The sequence below is a fragment of the Halobacillus massiliensis genome, from assembly GCF_900166625.1.
Taxonomy (GTDB): domain Bacteria; phylum Bacillota; class Bacilli; order Bacillales; family Halobacillaceae; genus Halobacillus_A; species Halobacillus_A massiliensis.
The window spans coordinates 1,652,281-1,669,270 of record NZ_LT800499.1 but is presented as its reverse complement, the minus strand read 5'-3'; the positions used below and the strand labels follow the sequence as shown (position 1 = coordinate 1,669,270).

21 protein-coding genes and 1 riboswitch are annotated in these 16,990 nt (G+C 40.6%); of the genes, 12 read left to right on the top strand and 9 right to left on the bottom strand.

Annotated elements, in window-relative coordinates; translation table 11 throughout:
- Window positions 1-202: 202 nt before the first annotated feature.
- The 4 genes from B7E06_RS08265 to B7E06_RS08250 all read left to right on the top strand — a co-directional run bounded on the left by B7E06_RS08265 (window position 203) and on the right by B7E06_RS08250 (window position 2,660).
- Window positions 203-1,144 (top strand): 1,4-dihydroxy-2-naphthoate polyprenyltransferase, encoded by a 942-nt coding sequence (locus B7E06_RS08265; RefSeq protein WP_082233528.1) that lies wholly within the window; start codon window positions 203-205, stop codon window positions 1,142-1,144.
- A 424-nt stretch (window positions 1,145-1,568) separates the two neighbouring features.
- The gene (locus B7E06_RS08260) at window positions 1,569-1,955 is read left to right on the top strand and encodes a hotdog fold thioesterase (protein ID WP_082233527.1); all 387 of its coding nucleotides are present in this window, start codon (window positions 1,569-1,571) and stop codon (window positions 1,953-1,955) included.
- Window positions 1,956-1,986: 31 nt separating this feature from the next.
- Entirely contained in the window at window positions 1,987-2,361 is a 375-nt protein-coding gene (locus B7E06_RS08255; RefSeq protein WP_082233526.1) for a TraR/DksA family transcriptional regulator, read from the top strand.
- 8 nt (window positions 2,362-2,369) lie between these two features.
- A complete protein-coding gene (locus tag B7E06_RS08250; protein ID WP_082233525.1) occupies window positions 2,370-2,660 on the top strand; it encodes a TspO/MBR family protein in 291 nt (96 codons plus the stop codon).
- 36 nt (window positions 2,661-2,696) lie between these two features.
- Here B7E06_RS08250 and B7E06_RS08245 read toward each other — a convergent pair whose 3' ends face one another.
- Both B7E06_RS08245 and B7E06_RS08240 read right to left on the bottom strand, forming a co-directional pair.
- Window positions 2,697-3,245: an ECF transporter S component gene (locus B7E06_RS08245; RefSeq protein ID WP_245807804.1), complete on the bottom strand. Its 549-nt coding sequence runs from the start codon at window positions 3,243-3,245 to the stop codon at window positions 2,697-2,699.
- A 192-nt stretch (window positions 3,246-3,437) separates the two neighbouring features.
- A riboswitch (FMN riboswitch) is annotated at window positions 3,438-3,575 on the bottom strand.
- A gap of 146 nt (window positions 3,576-3,721) precedes the next feature.
- The gene (locus tag B7E06_RS08240) at window positions 3,722-4,780 is read right to left on the bottom strand and encodes a M20/M25/M40 family metallo-hydrolase (protein ID WP_082233523.1); all 1,059 of its coding nucleotides are present in this window, start codon (window positions 4,778-4,780) and stop codon (window positions 3,722-3,724) included.
- Window positions 4,781-4,898: 118 nt separating this feature from the next.
- Here B7E06_RS08240 and B7E06_RS08235 point away from each other — a divergent pair, with 118 nt between their 5' ends.
- Together B7E06_RS08235 and B7E06_RS08230 are read left to right on the top strand one after the other, a co-directional pair.
- A complete protein-coding gene (locus B7E06_RS08235; protein ID WP_082233522.1) occupies window positions 4,899-5,453 on the top strand; it encodes a thioredoxin family protein in 555 nt (184 codons plus the stop codon).
- A gap of 107 nt (window positions 5,454-5,560) precedes the next feature.
- Window positions 5,561-6,559 (top strand): potassium channel family protein, encoded by a 999-nt coding sequence (locus B7E06_RS08230; RefSeq protein WP_082233521.1) that lies wholly within the window; start codon window positions 5,561-5,563, stop codon window positions 6,557-6,559.
- On the opposite strand, the gene B7E06_RS08225 is transcribed toward B7E06_RS08230, so the two are convergent.
- From B7E06_RS08225 to B7E06_RS08215, 3 genes are all read right to left on the bottom strand, one after another.
- Window positions 6,539-6,958 carry a YugN-like family protein gene (locus tag B7E06_RS08225; RefSeq protein ID WP_082233520.1) on the bottom strand — a complete coding sequence of 140 codons (420 nt, stop codon included), beginning with the start codon at window positions 6,956-6,958 and terminating at the stop codon, window positions 6,539-6,541. The two genes, B7E06_RS08230 and B7E06_RS08225, sit on opposite strands and share 21 nt — an antisense overlap.
- Window positions 6,959-7,050: 92 nt before the next feature.
- Window positions 7,051-8,397, bottom strand: a complete 1,347-nt coding sequence (locus B7E06_RS08220) for a glucose-6-phosphate isomerase (RefSeq protein ID WP_082233519.1) — start codon at window positions 8,395-8,397, stop codon at window positions 7,051-7,053.
- A gap of 199 nt (window positions 8,398-8,596) precedes the next feature.
- Window positions 8,597-9,763, bottom strand: a complete 1,167-nt coding sequence (locus tag B7E06_RS08215; protein WP_082233518.1) for an iron-containing alcohol dehydrogenase — start codon at window positions 9,761-9,763, stop codon at window positions 8,597-8,599.
- A 139-nt stretch (window positions 9,764-9,902) separates the two neighbouring features.
- Between B7E06_RS08215 and B7E06_RS08210 the strand changes: the two genes are divergently transcribed.
- Window positions 9,903-10,145, top strand: coding sequence for a DUF378 domain-containing protein (locus B7E06_RS08210; RefSeq protein ID WP_082233517.1), 243 nt, complete (start codon window positions 9,903-9,905; stop codon window positions 10,143-10,145).
- Between the two features lie 59 nt (window positions 10,146-10,204).
- Here the strand turns inward: B7E06_RS08210 and yugI are convergent, their stop codons facing one another.
- Window positions 10,205-10,594 carry a S1 domain-containing post-transcriptional regulator GSP13 gene (gene yugI, locus B7E06_RS08205; protein ID WP_082233516.1) on the bottom strand — a complete coding sequence of 130 codons (390 nt, stop codon included), beginning with the start codon at window positions 10,592-10,594 and terminating at the stop codon, window positions 10,205-10,207.
- Between the two features lie 160 nt (window positions 10,595-10,754).
- On the opposite strand from yugI, the gene B7E06_RS08200 reads away from it, so the two are divergent.
- Both B7E06_RS08200 and B7E06_RS08195 read left to right on the top strand, forming a co-directional pair.
- Window positions 10,755-11,105, top strand: a complete 351-nt coding sequence (locus tag B7E06_RS08200; protein ID WP_082233515.1) for a helix-turn-helix domain-containing protein — start codon at window positions 10,755-10,757, stop codon at window positions 11,103-11,105.
- Window positions 11,106-11,291: 186 nt separating this feature from the next.
- Window positions 11,292-12,470: a MalY/PatB family protein gene (locus B7E06_RS08195; RefSeq protein ID WP_082233514.1), complete on the top strand. Its 1,179-nt coding sequence runs from the start codon at window positions 11,292-11,294 to the stop codon at window positions 12,468-12,470.
- 124 nt (window positions 12,471-12,594) lie between these two features.
- On the opposite strand, the gene B7E06_RS08190 is transcribed toward B7E06_RS08195, so the two are convergent.
- Window positions 12,595-13,161, bottom strand: coding sequence for a superoxide dismutase family protein (locus B7E06_RS08190; RefSeq protein WP_082233513.1), 567 nt, complete (start codon window positions 13,159-13,161; stop codon window positions 12,595-12,597).
- 170 nt (window positions 13,162-13,331) lie between these two features.
- Entirely contained in the window at window positions 13,332-13,517 is a 186-nt protein-coding gene (locus tag B7E06_RS08185) for a hypothetical protein (RefSeq protein ID WP_082233512.1), read from the bottom strand.
- 125 nt (window positions 13,518-13,642) lie between these two features.
- Between B7E06_RS08185 and kapB the strand changes: the two genes are divergently transcribed.
- Together kapB and deoD are read left to right on the top strand one after the other, a co-directional pair.
- Window positions 13,643-14,026, top strand: coding sequence for a kinase-associated lipoprotein KapB (gene kapB, locus B7E06_RS08180; RefSeq protein WP_082233511.1), 384 nt, complete (start codon window positions 13,643-13,645; stop codon window positions 14,024-14,026).
- A 62-nt stretch (window positions 14,027-14,088) separates the two neighbouring features.
- Window positions 14,089-14,799 (top strand): purine-nucleoside phosphorylase, encoded by a 711-nt coding sequence (gene deoD / locus B7E06_RS08175; RefSeq protein WP_082233510.1) that lies wholly within the window; start codon window positions 14,089-14,091, stop codon window positions 14,797-14,799.
- Window positions 14,800-14,839: 40 nt separating this feature from the next.
- On the opposite strand, the gene B7E06_RS08170 is transcribed toward deoD, so the two are convergent.
- The gene (locus B7E06_RS08170; protein ID WP_082233509.1) at window positions 14,840-16,315 is read right to left on the bottom strand and encodes a leucyl aminopeptidase; all 1,476 of its coding nucleotides are present in this window, start codon (window positions 16,313-16,315) and stop codon (window positions 14,840-14,842) included.
- Window positions 16,316-16,474: 159 nt separating this feature from the next.
- Here B7E06_RS08170 and B7E06_RS08165 point away from each other — a divergent pair, with 159 nt between their 5' ends.
- Complete coding sequence (locus B7E06_RS08165) at window positions 16,475-16,951, top strand: divergent PAP2 family protein (RefSeq protein WP_082233508.1); 477 nt, start codon at window positions 16,475-16,477, stop codon at window positions 16,949-16,951.
- Window positions 16,952-16,990: the final 39 nt, after the last annotated feature.

Below are 16,990 nucleotides of genomic sequence, written 5' to 3'. Positions count from 1 at the left end.
CATCCCTGACAAGGGACGCACTCTTTAATCGGTCTATTATCTATCTTTCTTTAAATGCAGACCCTCTTCTATTTTATTCCCTTTCCGTCCAGGACTCAAGGAATCCTTACTTTTCAAAGCATATTCTTACAAGGATTGACACTTTAGAACCCTTTCCCTAAACTTATATTGATATGATATTACTACAAGGGAGAGAAACTCCATGAGCTCTGTTTCTGATCAAAATATGAAAGCTTCCTTGAATGAACGGGACGGATTTCAAGTATGGTGGAGATTAACACGGCCCCATACTTTGACAGCTGCCTTTGTCCCTGTCTTTATAGGATCTGTATTAGCCGCCATTGATGGGGCTTTTCATCTAGGACTGTTCATGGCCATGTTAATAGCGTCCATCCTTATACAGATTGCTACTAATATGTTCAATGAATATTATGATTACGTCAAAGGACTGGATAATGAAAATTCAGTCGGTATTGGCGGCGCTATTGTACGGGACGGAATAAATCCGCGTACGGTCTTTCTTTTAGCCATCGGCTGCCTGGTCACTGCAGCCCTTTTAGGTGTTTACATTTGTGCTTCCTCAAGCTGGTGGATAGCATTAATCGGTCTGGTGTCTATGCTGTTTGGATATTTATACACTGGTGGTCCTTACCCGATTGCCTACACTCCGCTAGGCGAAATTACAGCAGGCTTTTTTATGGGACCAATTATTATAGGAATCAGCTATTTTATCCAGACATTAAGCATCAACTGGACAGTCCTTCTGATTTCTATACCCGTTGCTATTTTCATCGGAGCTATTCTGCTTGCAAATAATATTCGTGATCGTGTAGGAGATGCTGAAAACGGCCGCAGAACACTCGCCATCATGTTCGGTCATAAAGGAGCGACCCGCTTTCTTGCCATCATTTTCACACTGGCTTATCTGCTGACAATAATATTTATCATTTCAGGCAGTCTGCCGATATGGTCACTTATTTCATTCCTGAGTATTAAAAAAGCCGTTCAGGCTGTTAAAGGTTTCGCTGGAAAAAAACAGCCGCTCGAAATGATGCCGGCTATGAAAGCCACAGCACAGACAAACACAATGTATGGCCTGCTTCTCGGTATTTCTTTGCTTCTGCAACTAATTGTACCGCTTTAAAGCCAGGAAAAGAGGCAGCTGCTATAAAGACGTGAAATCAAGATGTTCATTTTGATTTCACGTCTTTTTTTGTGAACCGTTACTTGCAAAGCTTTAATAGTGAGCTTTATTAAACTGAGGTACCGCAATGAGAGAAAAAGCGGCTCGGAATTCCCTCCCTTTCCACGGGGAGCCGGTGAGCTAGCTCGCTGCACTCGCAGATCTCACCACAGCTTTTTCTCCCTGCAGAAATCTCGCTATTAACATGACTCTTGCTTTATAATATCGAAAAACGGAAAGCTTTAAGTTTAACGATAATTTCCCCCGGTTTCCTTTCCTATTTTCAAAGTATCGCTTAAAATTCTTAAAAAAGAATGGTAAAACCATTCTTTTTGCGTTAGGTTTGATTTATGTACATAAGGGAATTATTTAAAGGAGCGATCACATGGATTTTTCACTAAAAAACACACTAATGGAATCGTTAGGAATCGAAGTCGAAAGCGCGACTCCTTCAGAGGTCATCATGAGTATGCCGGTTGATCACAGGACACATCAGCCAATGGGCTTCTTACATGGAGGAGCATCTGTAGCACTTGCTGAATCAGCGGCAAGCATCGGGGCATTTTTAAACATAGACCCTGAGAAACAGCAGGTGTTTGGGATTGAAATAAACGCAAATCATGTTAAAAGCGTGCGTACAGGGAAAGTTGCAGGTAAAGCTGTACCCCTTCATATTGGAAAAGCAACAATGGTTTGGGAAATTAAAATCACCGATGAAAAAGATCAACTGATCTCGGTCTCCAGATGTACGATTGGAGTCGTAGCGCGTTAAGGCTCCTAGCGACAGGAAAGGAGTTTAAAATATGCTATCTGAAAAACAGGTTCAGGAATTTAAGAAACAGCTCGAAGAAATGAAGCAAGAAACAGAAGCAGAATTAGACCGATACAGGGAGGAAAAATCGAACGAGGATTCATCCAGTGACTTTGAAGGGGAGTTATCCAGTGTATCTGATCACCCAGGTGATTTAGGAACCTTTGCCCATGAAAGATCAAAGGAACAAACCTTATATGAGCAGACAAGAGAAAAACTAATCGATATAAATGATGCCCTGCAGAGAATTGAAGAAGGAACCTACGGTAAAAGTGTAGTTTCAGGCAAAGAGATACCTTTAGAAAGACTTGAGGTTATGCCAACGGCGCGAATTAATGTTGACGAAGCAGAAGAAGAACAGTTGTAAGAAGACTTATGATAACAGGATTCACCCGCCCCCCAAAGTTAGTGATTGCATTACTTATCCTTAACTATCTTTTCAACCAGTTGTTCAGTTATTTCCAGTTTGGACAAAAGGATTTGCTGCTGGCTTTTATAGACAGTGTATTGGTAGCCCTCACAGCTCTTTTCCTATCCGTCTTATTATGGAAAATCAGTAAGGTCAGCAGCCTGCTTCTCATCCCTTATATTTTGTGGAGCAGCTTCGCTGTGTATCTGGCATTTACTATCTATCGAATGAACCCCTCAGAAACAATATTTCTTTAAAGAAAAAGAGCAGTCCGCTTGAGGACCGCTCTTTTCTTATGCAGCAGGTGATTTCTGCCAAACTTTTTGTTGAAACCAAGGCTTTAATTTTATGAAGACAGGTACAAACAATGCCCCTGCAATAATTCCTTTTAAAAGATTAAACGGTAGGATACCTGCCAGAATGGTGGCCCACTTGACCTGTGAACTCATCGTTTCCCACCCCATAAACATGGCATATGCCGGAAGTACGATGAAATAATTTAGAATTCCCATGCCGACTGCCATTACTAAAGCTCCTGTTGAAAGACCGGCGACTAAACTTTTCGTAGATTTAAACTTATGATAAATCATAGCAGCAGGTACAATAAACAATACACCTGCGGAAAAGTTAGCGACTACGCCGATCGGATCAGCTGCGCCTGTATATATTAAATACAGCAGGTTTTTTAACCCCTCGACTATAATGCCTGCCGCCGGAGTAAACATTAAGGCAGCCAGCAATGCTGGAATTTCACTAAAATCGACCTTTAGATACGGCGGAAGCATTGGAAGTGGAAAATTCAGAAACATTAGCAGCATAGAGATCGTTCCAAGCAACGCCATAATTACAAGCTTTAACAGTTTTGACTCTTGATTTAAATACACTTTACGTGCCCCCTTCATCTGTTATATCGATTCGCATCCCAAGATGAAGGTGAGCATCCTGCACGAAAGAGCCCCTAAAGCTTAAAAGCTTCAGGGGCTCGGATTGTCCAAAGTTAAATAAAGATAGCCATATACTATCTTTTATTTGCTCGACATCTTCTCCCATCCAGACTATAACTGTCGGCCCCGGATTCTCACCAGGTCCACCGCAAAAAAATGCGGGTCACGGACTAAAAGCTCTCGCTTAACACCGCCGGTCGGGAATTGCACCCTGCCCCGAAGATTTGAATCGATATAGGTTTGTAGCTTTATTTTATACAGAATATAATATTTCTGCAAGCATAATGTTCTTCACAAACCCAGGCCTTTACATTAGATTAATGGCCTTTGGGAACACTCCATATGAACCATCCATTCTCCATGGGGTGTATTGCTTAATCATCGAGTGGATTTAAACTTTCTTTTCCTGTTAAATTTTCAATCATGTGCACAAGGAGATCAATTTCCTCATCAATATCCTTTATACTCGCTGTTTCAACTGGAGAATGCATATATCTTAGGGGCAGAGACACGAGACTAACCGGGACCCCTTTTCCGGTGAGCCGCATCCGATCAGCGTCGGTACCAGTCGCTCGAGAAGTCAATTCATATTGTACATCTATATGAAGTGCTTCGGCACTTTTTATAAGAAGTTGATTAATTTTGCGGTTAATCGGTGCACCCTTTGCTAAAACCGGGCCGCCTTCGAGCGTCACATCTCCATATTTACTCGTATTCACTCCTGGATAATCAGTGGCAAAAGTGACGTCACAGGCGATAGCCATATCAGGCTGCACTCCAGCAGCCGCAAAATAAGCTCCCCCCATGTTTGTTTCTTCATTCACTGTACTGGCTGCATAAACGCCGACATTTAACTTCTTCTTAGACAGCCTTTTGATTACTTCGCCTACAATAAATTGGCCTGTTCGGTTATCCAATCCCCTTCCAGTAATGAAGCGGTCCATTAATAACTCCGGCTCACGTTTATATACAGCTAAGTCTCCAATACTTACAAACTGACTGATTTCCTCTTTAGATTCCGCTCCACAATCAATGAACAGATCCTCCAGATCAAAATCTCCTTTTAACCCTCCATGATGTTGGGCGTTTACACCAATTACCCCGTCGAGCGTTCTATTTTCAGTGAGCACCTTCACTTTCATACCGACTGCAGCCTTAGGATTAATGCCTCCCATTTTTTCAAAATGAAGAAAACCTCGCTCATCTATTCTATTTATTACTAAGGCTATTTCATCACAGTGACCTGCAAGCAAAATTTTAAATTCTGCTTGAGGATTAAGCACAGCTATGGCGTTTCCGGCATGGTCTGTCACCATTTCTTCTGCGAAAGGTTTAATTTCTTTCATCCATTTCTTTTGAATCACCATTTCCATACTTGAAGGTGATGGCGTCTTTAATAAGTCAAACAAGAATTCTTTTTCATGTGGTTTCATATGTAATCCCTCCTAGGTTATCTAAATTATACCATCTTTATATATATAAAAAATGAGAGTAACGTTAAACGAATAAGGGTATGTACCTCTGTGTGAAATTGACGAGGAGGTTTTTCTTATGGAATTAAATGAATGGTTTGAAAAAGGGGTTACGGCCCAGGAATATGTGGATTCTATGAAAAATCATAAAGAAAACTTTATATACATTTATGAACATTTTAAAGTCCCAACAGAGGATGAACCCTTATTTGCTTTACTTAAAACAAAGAATTTACGAGCGATCATTTTGACAGAAGACTGGTGTGGAGATGCAATGCTTAACATCCCGATTTTTCTCAGAATTGCTGAAAAGGCTCACATTAATACGCACTTTCTGCAGCGGGATGAAAACCTGGAATTAATGGATCAATACTTGTCCAATGGAACATCCCGGTCCATACCTAAAATCATTATAATAAACGAAGCAGGAAATGAATACCTCAACTGGGGTCCACGGGCTCCGGAAGTTCAGCAATTCCTAGATAAAGCCTCCTCTCATCTTCCGAAAGAGGATGAGAAAGATTTTGAAAACAAACAGCAGGAAATGTATCAGTTTATTACTAAAGCCTTTCGCGATAATGAGGACTTTCGAGCTTTTGTTTATAAAGATCTGAAAAAAGTTCTCACGCCTTAAGAGAAAGTATTCCATCTACGTGGTGGGATACTTTCTTTGCTTCTCTACAATGTTTGAAATTCCTCTTAAAGACACATACTGACTAAAAAAGAGGAGCGTCCGTATTTATGCAGCAATGGATCCGATTATATTTTCAAATTCCTTTGTTTTTAAGACTGCTTGCTACAGTCTTCGTTATGATGCTCTTTTTCGGTATGTTAATCCACCTGTATGAGCCTGTAAACTTTCCTACTTTTTTTGATGGTCTATGGTGGGCTTTTGTTACGGGAGCAACCGTCGGGTATGGGGACTATGTTCCTTTAAGTATGCCGGGAAGAATTATTGCAATATTTCTTATTCTAACTGGTGGAGGGCTCGTTACTTTTTATATGGCTACTTTATCGGCTGCAACCGTCAAACATGAACAAGATTTGTCTAATGGGAAAGTGACGTTTAAAGGAAAAGACCACATCATTCTTGTGGGCTGGAATGAACGGACCCGACAGCTCATTGAAATGATGGAAAGTAATAAATGCAAAGACCATATTGTTCTCATCGATCGTACGATGAATAAGCTTTATGAAAGCCATTCTCATGTTCACTTCATTCATGGCGATCCAACCGTAGAGGAAACACTGGAAAAGGCAAATGTTTGTGAGGCTAAAAAAGCGATTATTACTGCTGATCAGTCAAAAACGGAGCGAGAAGCCGACCAGTCAGTTATTCATCAAATTGTCTCGCTAAAAGGGCATCACCCAGAGTTATTTATTATTGCAGAAATGCTTACAAGCAAACAACGAGTTAATGCTGAGCGAGCTGGTGCTAATACAATCATCCGCTCCAATGATTTTATGAGCAGTCTGCTCTATCATGAGCTTTTCCATACGGACCCTGTTGAACCTTTTCAGCTTCTTTTGGACTTGTTAACAGAAAGACAGTTTCATGAAGAGCCTGTGCCTGCTTCTTTAAAGTCAGAAAAAATGGGAGAAGCTGTCCGGTTTTATTTCAGCAAAGGAGAGTTCCTAATTGGCTATCGGAAAAATCAGGAACCCACCTTTGAGATTAACAGTGCAACACCGGTAGAGGAAGTTGAATCATTTATTATATTAACTCCGTTGAGAATCTAACTGGCTTTCAGCTTCTTTTAAGACTTCGCGTCCTTGAGCTATAAACTTTTCAGGAACTTCAGCATCTTTATCTTTAGGCTCCTGGAATTGATCAATCATGGCACGGAAGTTGCCTTCACGTACATGATCATCTATACCGTCCTGATACAAGTGTGTCAGGACAAAGGGCTCTCCCACTCGTACGATTGGTGAAGAAGTAGGAGCATCCAAGTTACCACTGACAGCAGTGAAAGGAATTCTTAGAAAGTGGTAGCCCTCTTCATTAGCTATTTGATAATCAAAATATCCGTGATCATAATCCCAGTTATCTGCTAAATTGAACCCAAGTAGAATGAGCTGCTGCTCCAGCGTACTGAAGGCATAGGTTGCGCCTGTAAGATTTGAATCTAATGCATACATGTGATCCCGCCTCTCTTTAAATCTGTACTCTTATTTTGCCCCAAAAAAAACACCTTGCTCATCCAATTAATGGATGCAAGGTGTCCTACATTTTAAAGTCGCTTTTCAAGTTCTTCTTTTTCTTTTTCAAATCCTGGTTTACCAAGCAGTGCAAACATATTTTTCTTGTATGCTTCTACACCAGGCTGATCAAATGGGTTTACTCCGAGCAGGTATCCACTGATCGCACATGCCTTTTCAAAGAAATAAGCAATGTAGCCAAATGTATAAGCATCTAATTTTGGAACATGAACGACAAGGTTAGGAACTTGTCCATCTGTATGTGCAAGCATTGTTCCCTGATATGCTTTTTCATTAACGTAATCAACAGTTTGACCGGCTAAATAATTTAACCCGTCAAGATTTTGTTCTTCTTCTTCAATAGTAAAATCAGATTTTGGCTCTTCAACATGGAGGATTGTTTCAAACAAGTCCCGGCGTCCATCTTGTACATATTGACCAAGAGAGTGAAGATCTGTCGAGAAATTGGCAGAAGACGGGTAAATCCCCTTCTGGTCTTTCCCTTCACTTTCTCCAAACAACTGCTTCCACCATTCCGAAAAGTACTGCAGGGAAGGCTCATAGTTAATGAGCATTTCAATTGTTTTGCCTTTGTTGTAAAGCACATTGCGGACAGCCGCATACTGATAGGCCGGGTTTTCAGAAAGCTGTTCTGAGCTCAGTTCTTTACGAGCAGCCTGTGCCCCCTGCATCATTTCTTCAATATCTACTCCGCTTGCAGCTATAGGAAGAAGTCCAACGGCTGTTAACACGGAATATCTGCCGCCAACATCATCTGGAACGACAAATGATTCGTATCCCTGTTCATCAGCAAGCGTCTTAAGTGCACCTTTAGATTGATCTGTCGTTGCGTAAATACGTTTTTTAGCTTCTTCAACACCGTATTTCTCTTCCAGAAACTTACGGAAGGCACGAAAAGCAATCGCTGGTTCAGTCGTTGTGCCGCTTTTAGAAATAACATTTACAGAAACATCTTTTCCTTCAAGAACATCAAATAAGTCATTTAAGTATGGAGCGCTGATGCTGTTTCCTATAAAGAAAACCTGAGGTGTTTTCCGCTGTTCTTTGGAGAGGACATTATAAAAACTGTGGTTTAGCATATCAATGGCAGCTCGTGCGCCAAGGTAAGAGCCTCCGATACCAACAACTAGAAGCACGTCTGAATCTTCCTTGATTTTTTCCGCTGACTTTTGTATACGGGCAAATTCCTCACGGTCATAATCTTCCGGTAGATCCAGCCATCCTAAAAAGTCGTTTCCCGGCCCTGTTTTTTGATGTAACGCTTCATGTGCAAGCTTAACTGCATCCTGCAAATAATCTAATTCATGTTCTTCAAAAAATGGCAGAGCCTTGTCGTAGTCAAAACGAACATGTGTCATTTAATTCCCTCCACGTATTAAGTATTATTTTATATAATCCAATTTCACTTTATCGAAACGTCAGGATCAAATCAAGTAAGGTTATCGCTGTAAGCGGATACACTTTAAAAAGGTTTGTACTTTTTGTGGTTTTCGAATAGGATATCCTCTTTTTCCAAATAAAAAAACGCGGAGAATTCTCCGCGTTTTTTTAATTTTATTATTTAGACATTTCAAGTATCTGACGTACATCCTGCTCATCTAGTTTTGTAAAATTACCGAATTTTCCTCGCTTCATTGCACGATTGACGATGACATCAAACTTCTCTTCATCAATATCATAGTCCTTCAGCGTTTCTGGCGCACCAAGAGAAGTCCAGAATTGTCTGAGGGCCTCAATTCCTTCTATTGCTGTTTCGCGTTCAGAAAGATTAGAATTATTGACACCGAATACTTTAACAGCCATTTTAGCAAAGCGCTCAACATTAACATCTAAATTGTGCTTCATCCAATTCGGGAAGAGGATCGCTAATCCTCCAGCATGAGGAATATCGTAAACCGCAGAAACAGCATGCTCGATATTGTGGGTCGCCCAATCACCACGATAACCCATTTGCAGCATACCGTTTAATGCTAAGGTTCCTGAATAAAGAATGGTTTCACGGTGTTCATAAGAGTCTAGATTATCAAGCAGTTTTGGTGCTGTTTCAATAACCGTACGCAAGACACCTTCAATCATTTCGTCCTGTACTGGAGATAACGTATCATTATGGAAATACTGTTCAAATAAGTGGCTCATCATATCTACAATTCCATAAATCGTCTGGTCACGCGGTACGGTTTTTGTATTTTGTGGATCTAGAATAGAAAATTGAGGATAAGTATATGGTGCATAACCCCAACCGTATTTTTCATTCGTTTCCCAATTAGTTATAACAGCTCCTCCGTTCATTTCAGAACCAGTGGCAGCTAATGTTAGAACAGTACCAAACGGAAGCGCCCCATTTGGCGTTTCCTGTCTTGTAACAAGGTCCCAGGCATCTCCATCATATTTAGCACCAGCCGCAATGGTTTTCGTACAGTCGATGACAGAACCTCCGCCCACTGCGAGTAGAAAGTTGATGCCTTCCTTTTTGCAGATGTCTACTCCCTTTCTTACTGTAGTTAAACGAGGATTAGGTTCAACGCCTGGAAGTTCATGAACAGTGGCTCCGGCATTATTTAGCTGCTCCATTACTTGTTCATAAACGCCGTTCTTTTTAATGCTTCCTCCCCCGTATACAACGAGCACTTTTTTTGTATTATTAGGCAGCTGTTCAGATAATTGTTCTACCTGATCCTTACCAAATATTAATTTTGTTGGATTATGAAAGATAAATGAATCCATATTATAAATTCTCCTCTCTATTTGATTCAATTCATATTATCCCCCACTTGACTTCGTTTCTCAAAAGAAATGCACAATGCATAAAATTGTCACATAAGGTCAACCTAAAACCATTATGAAAGAAAGGAGGAAATAACACATGAGTTGGATTCAAAGAGTAGCACTTTTGCTGGTAATCATTGGAGCTATTAACTGGGGACTTATTGGACTGTTTCAATATGACCTTGTGGCCGGCCTGTTTGGCGGTGGTGAACAAAGTGGAGCTTTTGCTCGTGTCATTTATACGCTCGTTGGAATTAGTGGACTTATCACCATATCCATTTATTTTTCACGTGCAGCAGAAACGACAAATGCTACACGCGAAGTACCTCAAAATCGATAGTCACCCGGCTTTTGACATAAAAAAAACCCGACTCATGTCTGAGGCGGGTTTTCTCTTGCTTATTTACGGAACTTCTCACGGTCGTCGGATTGTTTAATCCAGTCTTCCAGTTTATCCTTAAGAGTATTAAACCCAGCAGCTGCTTCTTCCTGCTGCTGTTGTTTAGGAGCTTGTTTGCGCGGACGGCGCTGCTCCTGTTTAGGTGCTTCCTGTGTTGCACGAATGGAAAGGGAATATTTGTTGCTTTGCTCATCAATGTTTAGAATTTTAACTTGTACTTCATCACCTTCTGTAAGGTGTTCGTTAATATCCTTAACATATCCGTGTGTTACTTCAGAAATATGAACAAGACCTTGAACTTTTTCATCGAGTGCAACGAAAGCACCATATGGCTGGATACCAGTAACTTTACCTTCTAAAACTTGACCTTCTTGAAACTTATCTGACATGCTATACAACTCCTGATATAAATTATTCGTTTCTTTTCACGCAATTATTGATTTTATCACACCTTTTCTATTTAAGCAAAACCCATTGTACTTTTAGGTAGATACATCCCTTATTCTTCCAGGAAAGTGGTATAATAAAGGTAAGGGAGGAGTGGTTATTATGTCCATTGGTGAAAACATTAAAAAGTATAGAGATACGAAAGGATTCACGAAAGAAGAGCTTTCATTGAGATCACGTATTGGTGTACAAGTTCTTGAAAGTTATGAAAACAATGAACGTGTTCCTGAACTGGATACTATCTTAAAGATTTCTACCGTATTAGACATTCCTGCATCCGAACTGATGGAATCAGAGGAAAATGAAAAACCTGATGAAGAACTGTTGCAGCTCATTCAAAAGGCAGGAACGAAAAGAGCGAAATTTCTTCTGAGAAAAACACTGGACTTCTCGGAAGAAGACATTTTAAAAGCAATTAATCTACTTTATGAATTAAATAAAGAAAAAAATTAGAATAAGAGGTTTAAGTTACTAGATTATTGGATATATTTATTAACGTAAGACTTTCTCGTATTCCCCCTGTGTAAGCAAAGCTGAATAGCTTTGCTTTTTTTTTGCCCAAAAAGCAATACAGTATCATAGCAGATATATTTTAGTTATGATAAAGATAGCAAAATAGTTTTTAGGGAGTGATGGACCATGAGCCGATTTACCGAAATAACTTCAAGAAAAGGAACTCGTTCCGTTAAATGGGATTATGCCGAAGAACTTTATAAAAGTGATGAGGTGCTGCCGATGTGGGTCGCTGATATGGACTTTCAAGCACCAGAGGCAGTTGTCGAAGCTTTGGAGAAAAGAGTTAAACACGGAATATTCGGCTATACGATGCCTGATGATTTAATAAAAGAAAGCATTGTTTCCTGGCTGAGCAATCGCCACCAATGGGCTATAGAAAAAGACTGGATTACATACAGTCCAGGGGTTATCCCAAGTCTGCATATGATTATTCAGTCACTGACCGAACCTTCAGATTCTATTATTATCCAAACTCCTGTTTATCCACCGTTTTATTCTGTTATTAAAGATCACGAACGCAAACTTGTTACAAACACTTTAATTTATGAGAATGAAGAATACAGCATTAATTTTACGGACTTTGAAAATAAGATCAGAGAAAATAACGTAAAAATGTTTATTCTCTGTAACCCCCATAATCCTGTAGGGAGAGTGTGGACAAAAGAGGAGCTGAGGAAACTAAGCGAGATCTGCCTCCGTCATAATGTGTTAATCGTATCGGATGAAATTCATGCCGACCTAATTTTTAAACCTTATACACATATACCAATTGCATCGCTAAGTGATGAGATAAACCATTCTACGATCACTTGCTTTTCCCCTACAAAAACCTTTAACTTGGCAGGGCTTCAAGCCTCTTACATTGTAACGTCCGATGAAGAGAAAAGAAAGAAAGTGAAGGCTCATTTTGATAAGCAGGGAATGTTTATGTTAAATACACTGGGACTGACCGCTATGGAAGCTGCTTATAATCACGGCGGAGAATGGCTGGATGAACTAATGGAAACATTAGAGAGGAACCGGGATTACGTGACAGAGCGGATTAACAGTGAAACAGAGGAAATTCGTGTCATTCACGCGGAAGGCACATATCTGATCTGGCTGGATTGCCGTAAGTTAAACCTTACACATAGTGAACTTAAATCATTTATGCAGAAAGAAGCTAAAATAGGTTTAAACGATGGAGGGACCTTTGGAGAAGAGGGACAGGGTTTTATGAGGATTAACATTGCCGCTCCACTTAAAACCGTCCAGGAGGGCGTAGATCGTATTATACAGGCAGTTAAAAATCACCGTGGCTGATTAGCCAGCTGGAAAAGATAAGGTTTTTACTCTAAAACAAGCGAGTCCCCTTTTATGGTACAGGGGAGTCGCTTGTTTTTTACTATTTGAATGACAGTGTTTATTCATTAGACCTTTTTTATTTTTACTCTTTATTTTTGTCTGCTTCTGTTGGATCGGTTGACTGATCTTCATCAGCATTCAAAGTGATCTTCGCACAGGCAACACGCTCCCCGGAATCACCAGCGGGCTGTGTCATTCCATCATCTTCTTTACTGTTAATAATAAAGGAAGTTCCTTTATCTCTAAGAAGCGATGTTTGACCGTCTTTTAGCGTAGCTTCTGACAAAGAAAGCTCTACATCGACTGCCCCGCTGCCATCAGCTTCAATATTGGGTAAATCTCCAGTATGAGCTCCCTTTTCGTTCATCAGCCCATGCTCCGTGTTTTTTGGATTAAAATGGTTACCGGCACTTTGAAAATCAGGTCCTTCGCAATCCGGCCGTTCATGAAAATGTACGCCATGAGGCCCAGGCTCTAACCCTTCAGCTTTAACCTTAACACCAACCCCCTGTGCTTCTTCTGTCAATGTGACGGTCCCTATGCGATCTCCATCCCCATTATAGATTGGAGATTCAAGCGGAGATCTTTCACCACCGCTGCAACCTACGAGTATTCCTGCACATACTGCAAAACCTATCCATCGTTTCATCTCGCTTACGTCCTTTCCTTACGAGTCCTACGGATAGCTTTTCCTATTAAGAATGCTTTTATAAGTTTCAGCAGATTTATTAGTATTCTTCCTTTGCGAACCACCGCACCCTCCTCTAACTGCCGGGAACAGCCGTCCCTTTCAGGAAAATAAAAAAACAAGCCGAAGAGCTAGCCTCTTTGACTTGTTTCTTTTTCCTTCAATGCTGCTCGATTTTCTTCTTTCTGCTCTTCTTTACGCGAATGCTTTATAATAAAATACATCGTAATAACGGCTCCAATAATAAATATACTCAGCGTAATAACGGCGGGTATATATTCACTCTTATCTTCAGGGAAATAAAGAAATTCCATCATGAGGCATCACTCCCTTTCGTATTCACTTCTCCTATTATAACAAATATTTTAACCACTAGAACGAGTTCACCAGTTTTTCACATAATAAAATAGTTTGATACACTATAGAGAAAGGAGGATGACGTATGACTCTTAAAGTTGGAAATACTGTAAAAGCTCACTATAAAACAGGCATTTATATTGGAGAACTGGTGGAAGAAAGGAACCATGCCTATCTCGTAAAAGTGCTGGCCGTCGACAAACATCCGATGCAGGGGGATTTGCACAATCCAGGGAAGACTGAGAACGTTTTTTTTCACCAAAGAAAAGCTTTAAGCTTTGGAGAAAAAGCGAATATTCATAAAGAAGCTATCGAAGAATATGAAGGAGACATTCCCGATTATAAGGAATCTCTAAAAAAGTCGATTGCGAAGCTGAAGGAAAAAGTCACCAGGCGGGAGACAGACTTTAATCAAAAGGCGCTAGATCGCCTGGAAGACTTGGAAAAACAGTACTTTCAACAGGGTTGATTGTTTTCTTTTCAGGGTTGTGGTAATTTATAAACGTGTGAATTTAAGAGGAGGTTTACCGAATGAGTGTACATATTGGTGCAAAACCTAGAGATATTGCTGAAAAAATTCTTCTGCCTGGAGATCCGCTTCGGGCCAAATATATTGCCGAGAACTTTCTTGAAGATGTAAGCTGCTATAACGAGGTTAGAGGAATGTATGGTTTCACAGGCACATACAAAGGAGAACGCATTTCTGTTCAGGGAACTGGAATGGGTGTGCCATCGATCTCTATTTATATTAATGAATTAATGGAGAGCTACGGAGTTCAAAAACTGATTCGTGTGGGTACATGTGGCGCCCTTCAGAAAGATGTAAAAGTGCGTGACGTTATTTTAGCATCTACCGCTACAACGGACTCTCAAATGAACCGAATGGTCTTTAACGGTATCGACTTCGCCCCTACAGCAGCTTTTAACCTGTTAAAAGCTGCTTATGACGCAGGAGTGGAGAAAGGCCTTAAGCTGCGCGTAGGCAACGTATTTACAAGTGACAGCTTCTATCGTGATAACGCTATGGATCTGTTTAACCTGCTGGCCAGCTACAATGTGTTAGCTGTAGAAATGGAAACAACAGCCCTTTATACGCTAGCTGCTAAATATGGTCGTGAAGCCTTATCTGTCCTTACTGTAAGCGATCATATACTGACAGGAGAAGAAACTTCATCAGAAGAAAGACAGTCAACTTTCAATGAAATGATTGAAGTGGCTTTAGAAGCTGCCATTCAAAAGTAATAAAAAAGCAAGGATGAAATTTTTTCATCCTTGCTTTTTTTCAATCTTGTATAGCAAAACCAGCAAGCGTTCTTGCCATAACTCCCGTAGGCCCTTTTGGACCAAGATCATGGGCAGTTTCCGCCATAGAGGTTCCCGCTATATCTAAATGGACCCATGGCGTATCCTCAGCAAATTCCCCTATAAATGCGCCTCCCATAATCGGGTGAGCTTTTCTCGTTGGTGAATTATTTAAATCTGCAATGTCGCTCTTTTTAACCTGAGCACGATAGTCATAATTATAAGGCATCTGCCAAATCGGTTCTCCCATTTGAGCACCGAGTTTTTCTATTTTCTGATAAAGTTCCTTGTCATTAGTCATCGCGCCTGTCATCCATGATCCCAGGGCTGTAACTATTCCGCCAGTTAACGTGGCTACGTCAATAATTCGGCTGGCTCCCAGTTGTTTAGCATAAGTCACTGCATCCGCAAGAGCAAGACGGCCTTCAGCATCCGTATTTAAAACTTCAATTGTCCGGCCGCTCAAGGAAGTAATAACATCATCCGGCTTAAAGGCTGCACCGGAGATCATATTGTCCGTGCATGGAATAACAGCAAGGATATTGGCTTTCGGCTTCACACGGCCGATTGTTTCCATTGCTCCCAATACAGCAGCAGCACCGCCCATGTCCCCTTTCATTCCTGGCATACCAGTCTTCGGCTTAATGGAATAGCCGCCGGTATCATAGGTAACTCCCTTGCCTACAAACGCCGTAATATCTTTCCATTCCTTGAGACCCTGATATTTGATTACAATCATTGCAGGGGGTTCTTCAGATCCTTGGTTTACTGCAAGAAGAGCACCCATTCCCAGCTCTTCCATCTGTTCTTTTTCCAGTACATCAATGGAAAATTCATGCATTAAAGCAAGCTCCCTGGCGAACTCAGCCATAGCTTCTGCTGTTAAGACATTAGAAGGAGAATGAACAAGATGTCTTGCTATATTTACTCCTTTGCTAAGCGCATAACCATGTGCCAGTAACGGTAAAAGGTCATCTTCCCTTTTTGTCACTATGCAAAGTGCATCTATGTAGGGCAAAGCTCGTGTATTCTTTTTAAAATGAGCCAGCTGGTAAGTCGCCATTCCCATACTTTCCGCAATAAGTGATGCACACTTTTCTTCACTTACATTTGCTGGTACCACACTGTCAAAGGCTATGGACACCTTTTTTATGTGATCTCTTTGCAGCCTCTTAAATAATCTGCCAAAGGCTTTTCTAAAAAGCGTCTCATCCAGTTTATCTCTCTTTCCTAAACCAATAAAATAAAGACGCTTTGTTTCACAGAGAGCCATTGGCAGAATCTTTGATACCGTTCCGTACTCTGTGTGAATGTCACCATCGCTGATGCCCTCTGTTACAAAACCATTCAGACGCTCATCTACTTCTTTGGCAACTTTTGTATGTTCATCATCATCAAATAATCCCACGACTAATGTGTCCTGCTCCTGAAAAATCTCTTTACGAAAACTAAACATTCCATACCACCTCCACTTACAGTATACTAAAATTTCTTTTAGGCTTCTTGTATAAGCGGTTCTTTTAACAGACAGCGTCTCTGCTTGTATGATACAATCAACATACTCTAAAATTGTTTTTGTACAATAAATTCTTTGGGAAAGGACGTATTTTAAAGTATGGATTTGTTGAACAACTTTCCATTATGGGCTGCACTTTTTTCTATTTTTTTCGCTCAGCTAGTGAAAATACCCATTCAATTTATTGCATCACGGTCACTAAACCCCGGTCTTGCATTTAGCACGGGCGGAATGCCGAGCAGTCACTCGGCTGCTGTGACTGCCTTGTCCACAGCCGTCGGTATAGAACATGGCTTAGATTCATCAATCTTTGCCGTAGCCGCAGTATTTACCATTATCGTCATGTTTGACTCCACTGGGGTACGCCGTCAAACAGGCGAACAAGCCATCATGTTAAATATTTTAATTAACGATTTCCACCGTTTTGTGGGAGAAGCTAAAGAGTGGGCGAGCAAAGAGAATTTCCAAAAAAGAGAAGAGCTCAAAGAACTGCTCGGACATAAGCCTATTGAAGTATTTTTTGGCGGACTAACTGGAATTCTTTTAACTATATTAATTGCTCCCGCTTTTCTATAGGCTTTTGTAAAGAGCACTAAATAAATAGTTCGTCTTTTT

Coding starts and splice junctions, on each gene's coding strand:
- B7E06_RS08265 (WP_082233528.1), top strand. CDS start 203: ATGAGCTCTGTTTCTGATCAAAATATGAAAGCTTCCTTGAATGAACGG.
- B7E06_RS08260 (WP_082233527.1), top strand. CDS start 1,569: ATGGATTTTTCACTAAAAAACACACTAATGGAATCGTTAGGAATCGAA.
- B7E06_RS08255 (WP_082233526.1), top strand. CDS start 1,987: ATGCTATCTGAAAAACAGGTTCAGGAATTTAAGAAACAGCTCGAAGAA.
- B7E06_RS08250 (WP_082233525.1), top strand. CDS start 2,370: ATGATAACAGGATTCACCCGCCCCCCAAAGTTAGTGATTGCATTACTT.
- B7E06_RS08245 (WP_245807804.1), bottom strand. CDS start 3,245: ATGGCGTTGCTTGGAACGATCTCTATGCTGCTAATGTTTCTGAATTTT.
- B7E06_RS08240 (WP_082233523.1), bottom strand. CDS start 4,780: ATGAAACCACATGAAAAAGAATTCTTGTTTGACTTATTAAAGACGCCA.
- B7E06_RS08235 (WP_082233522.1), top strand. CDS start 4,899: ATGGAATTAAATGAATGGTTTGAAAAAGGGGTTACGGCCCAGGAATAT.
- B7E06_RS08230 (WP_082233521.1), top strand. CDS start 5,561: ATGCAGCAATGGATCCGATTATATTTTCAAATTCCTTTGTTTTTAAGA.
- B7E06_RS08225 (WP_082233520.1), bottom strand. CDS start 6,958: ATGTATGCATTAGATTCAAATCTTACAGGCGCAACCTATGCCTTCAGT.
- B7E06_RS08220 (WP_082233519.1), bottom strand. CDS start 8,397: ATGACACATGTTCGTTTTGACTACGACAAGGCTCTGCCATTTTTTGAA.
- B7E06_RS08215 (WP_082233518.1), bottom strand. CDS start 9,763: ATGGATTCATTTATCTTTCATAATCCAACAAAATTAATATTTGGTAAG.
- B7E06_RS08210 (WP_082233517.1), top strand. CDS start 9,903: ATGAGTTGGATTCAAAGAGTAGCACTTTTGCTGGTAATCATTGGAGCT.
- yugI (WP_082233516.1), bottom strand. CDS start 10,594: ATGTCAGATAAGTTTCAAGAAGGTCAAGTTTTAGAAGGTAAAGTTACT.
- B7E06_RS08200 (WP_082233515.1), top strand. CDS start 10,755: ATGTCCATTGGTGAAAACATTAAAAAGTATAGAGATACGAAAGGATTC.
- B7E06_RS08195 (WP_082233514.1), top strand. CDS start 11,292: ATGAGCCGATTTACCGAAATAACTTCAAGAAAAGGAACTCGTTCCGTT.
- B7E06_RS08190 (WP_082233513.1), bottom strand. CDS start 13,161: ATGAAACGATGGATAGGTTTTGCAGTATGTGCAGGAATACTCGTAGGT.
- B7E06_RS08185 (WP_082233512.1), bottom strand. CDS start 13,517: ATGATGGAATTTCTTTATTTCCCTGAAGATAAGAGTGAATATATACCC.
- kapB (WP_082233511.1), top strand. CDS start 13,643: ATGACTCTTAAAGTTGGAAATACTGTAAAAGCTCACTATAAAACAGGC.
- deoD (WP_082233510.1), top strand. CDS start 14,089: ATGAGTGTACATATTGGTGCAAAACCTAGAGATATTGCTGAAAAAATT.
- B7E06_RS08170 (WP_082233509.1), bottom strand. CDS start 16,315: ATGTTTAGTTTTCGTAAAGAGATTTTTCAGGAGCAGGACACATTAGTC.
- B7E06_RS08165 (WP_082233508.1), top strand. CDS start 16,475: ATGGATTTGTTGAACAACTTTCCATTATGGGCTGCACTTTTTTCTATT.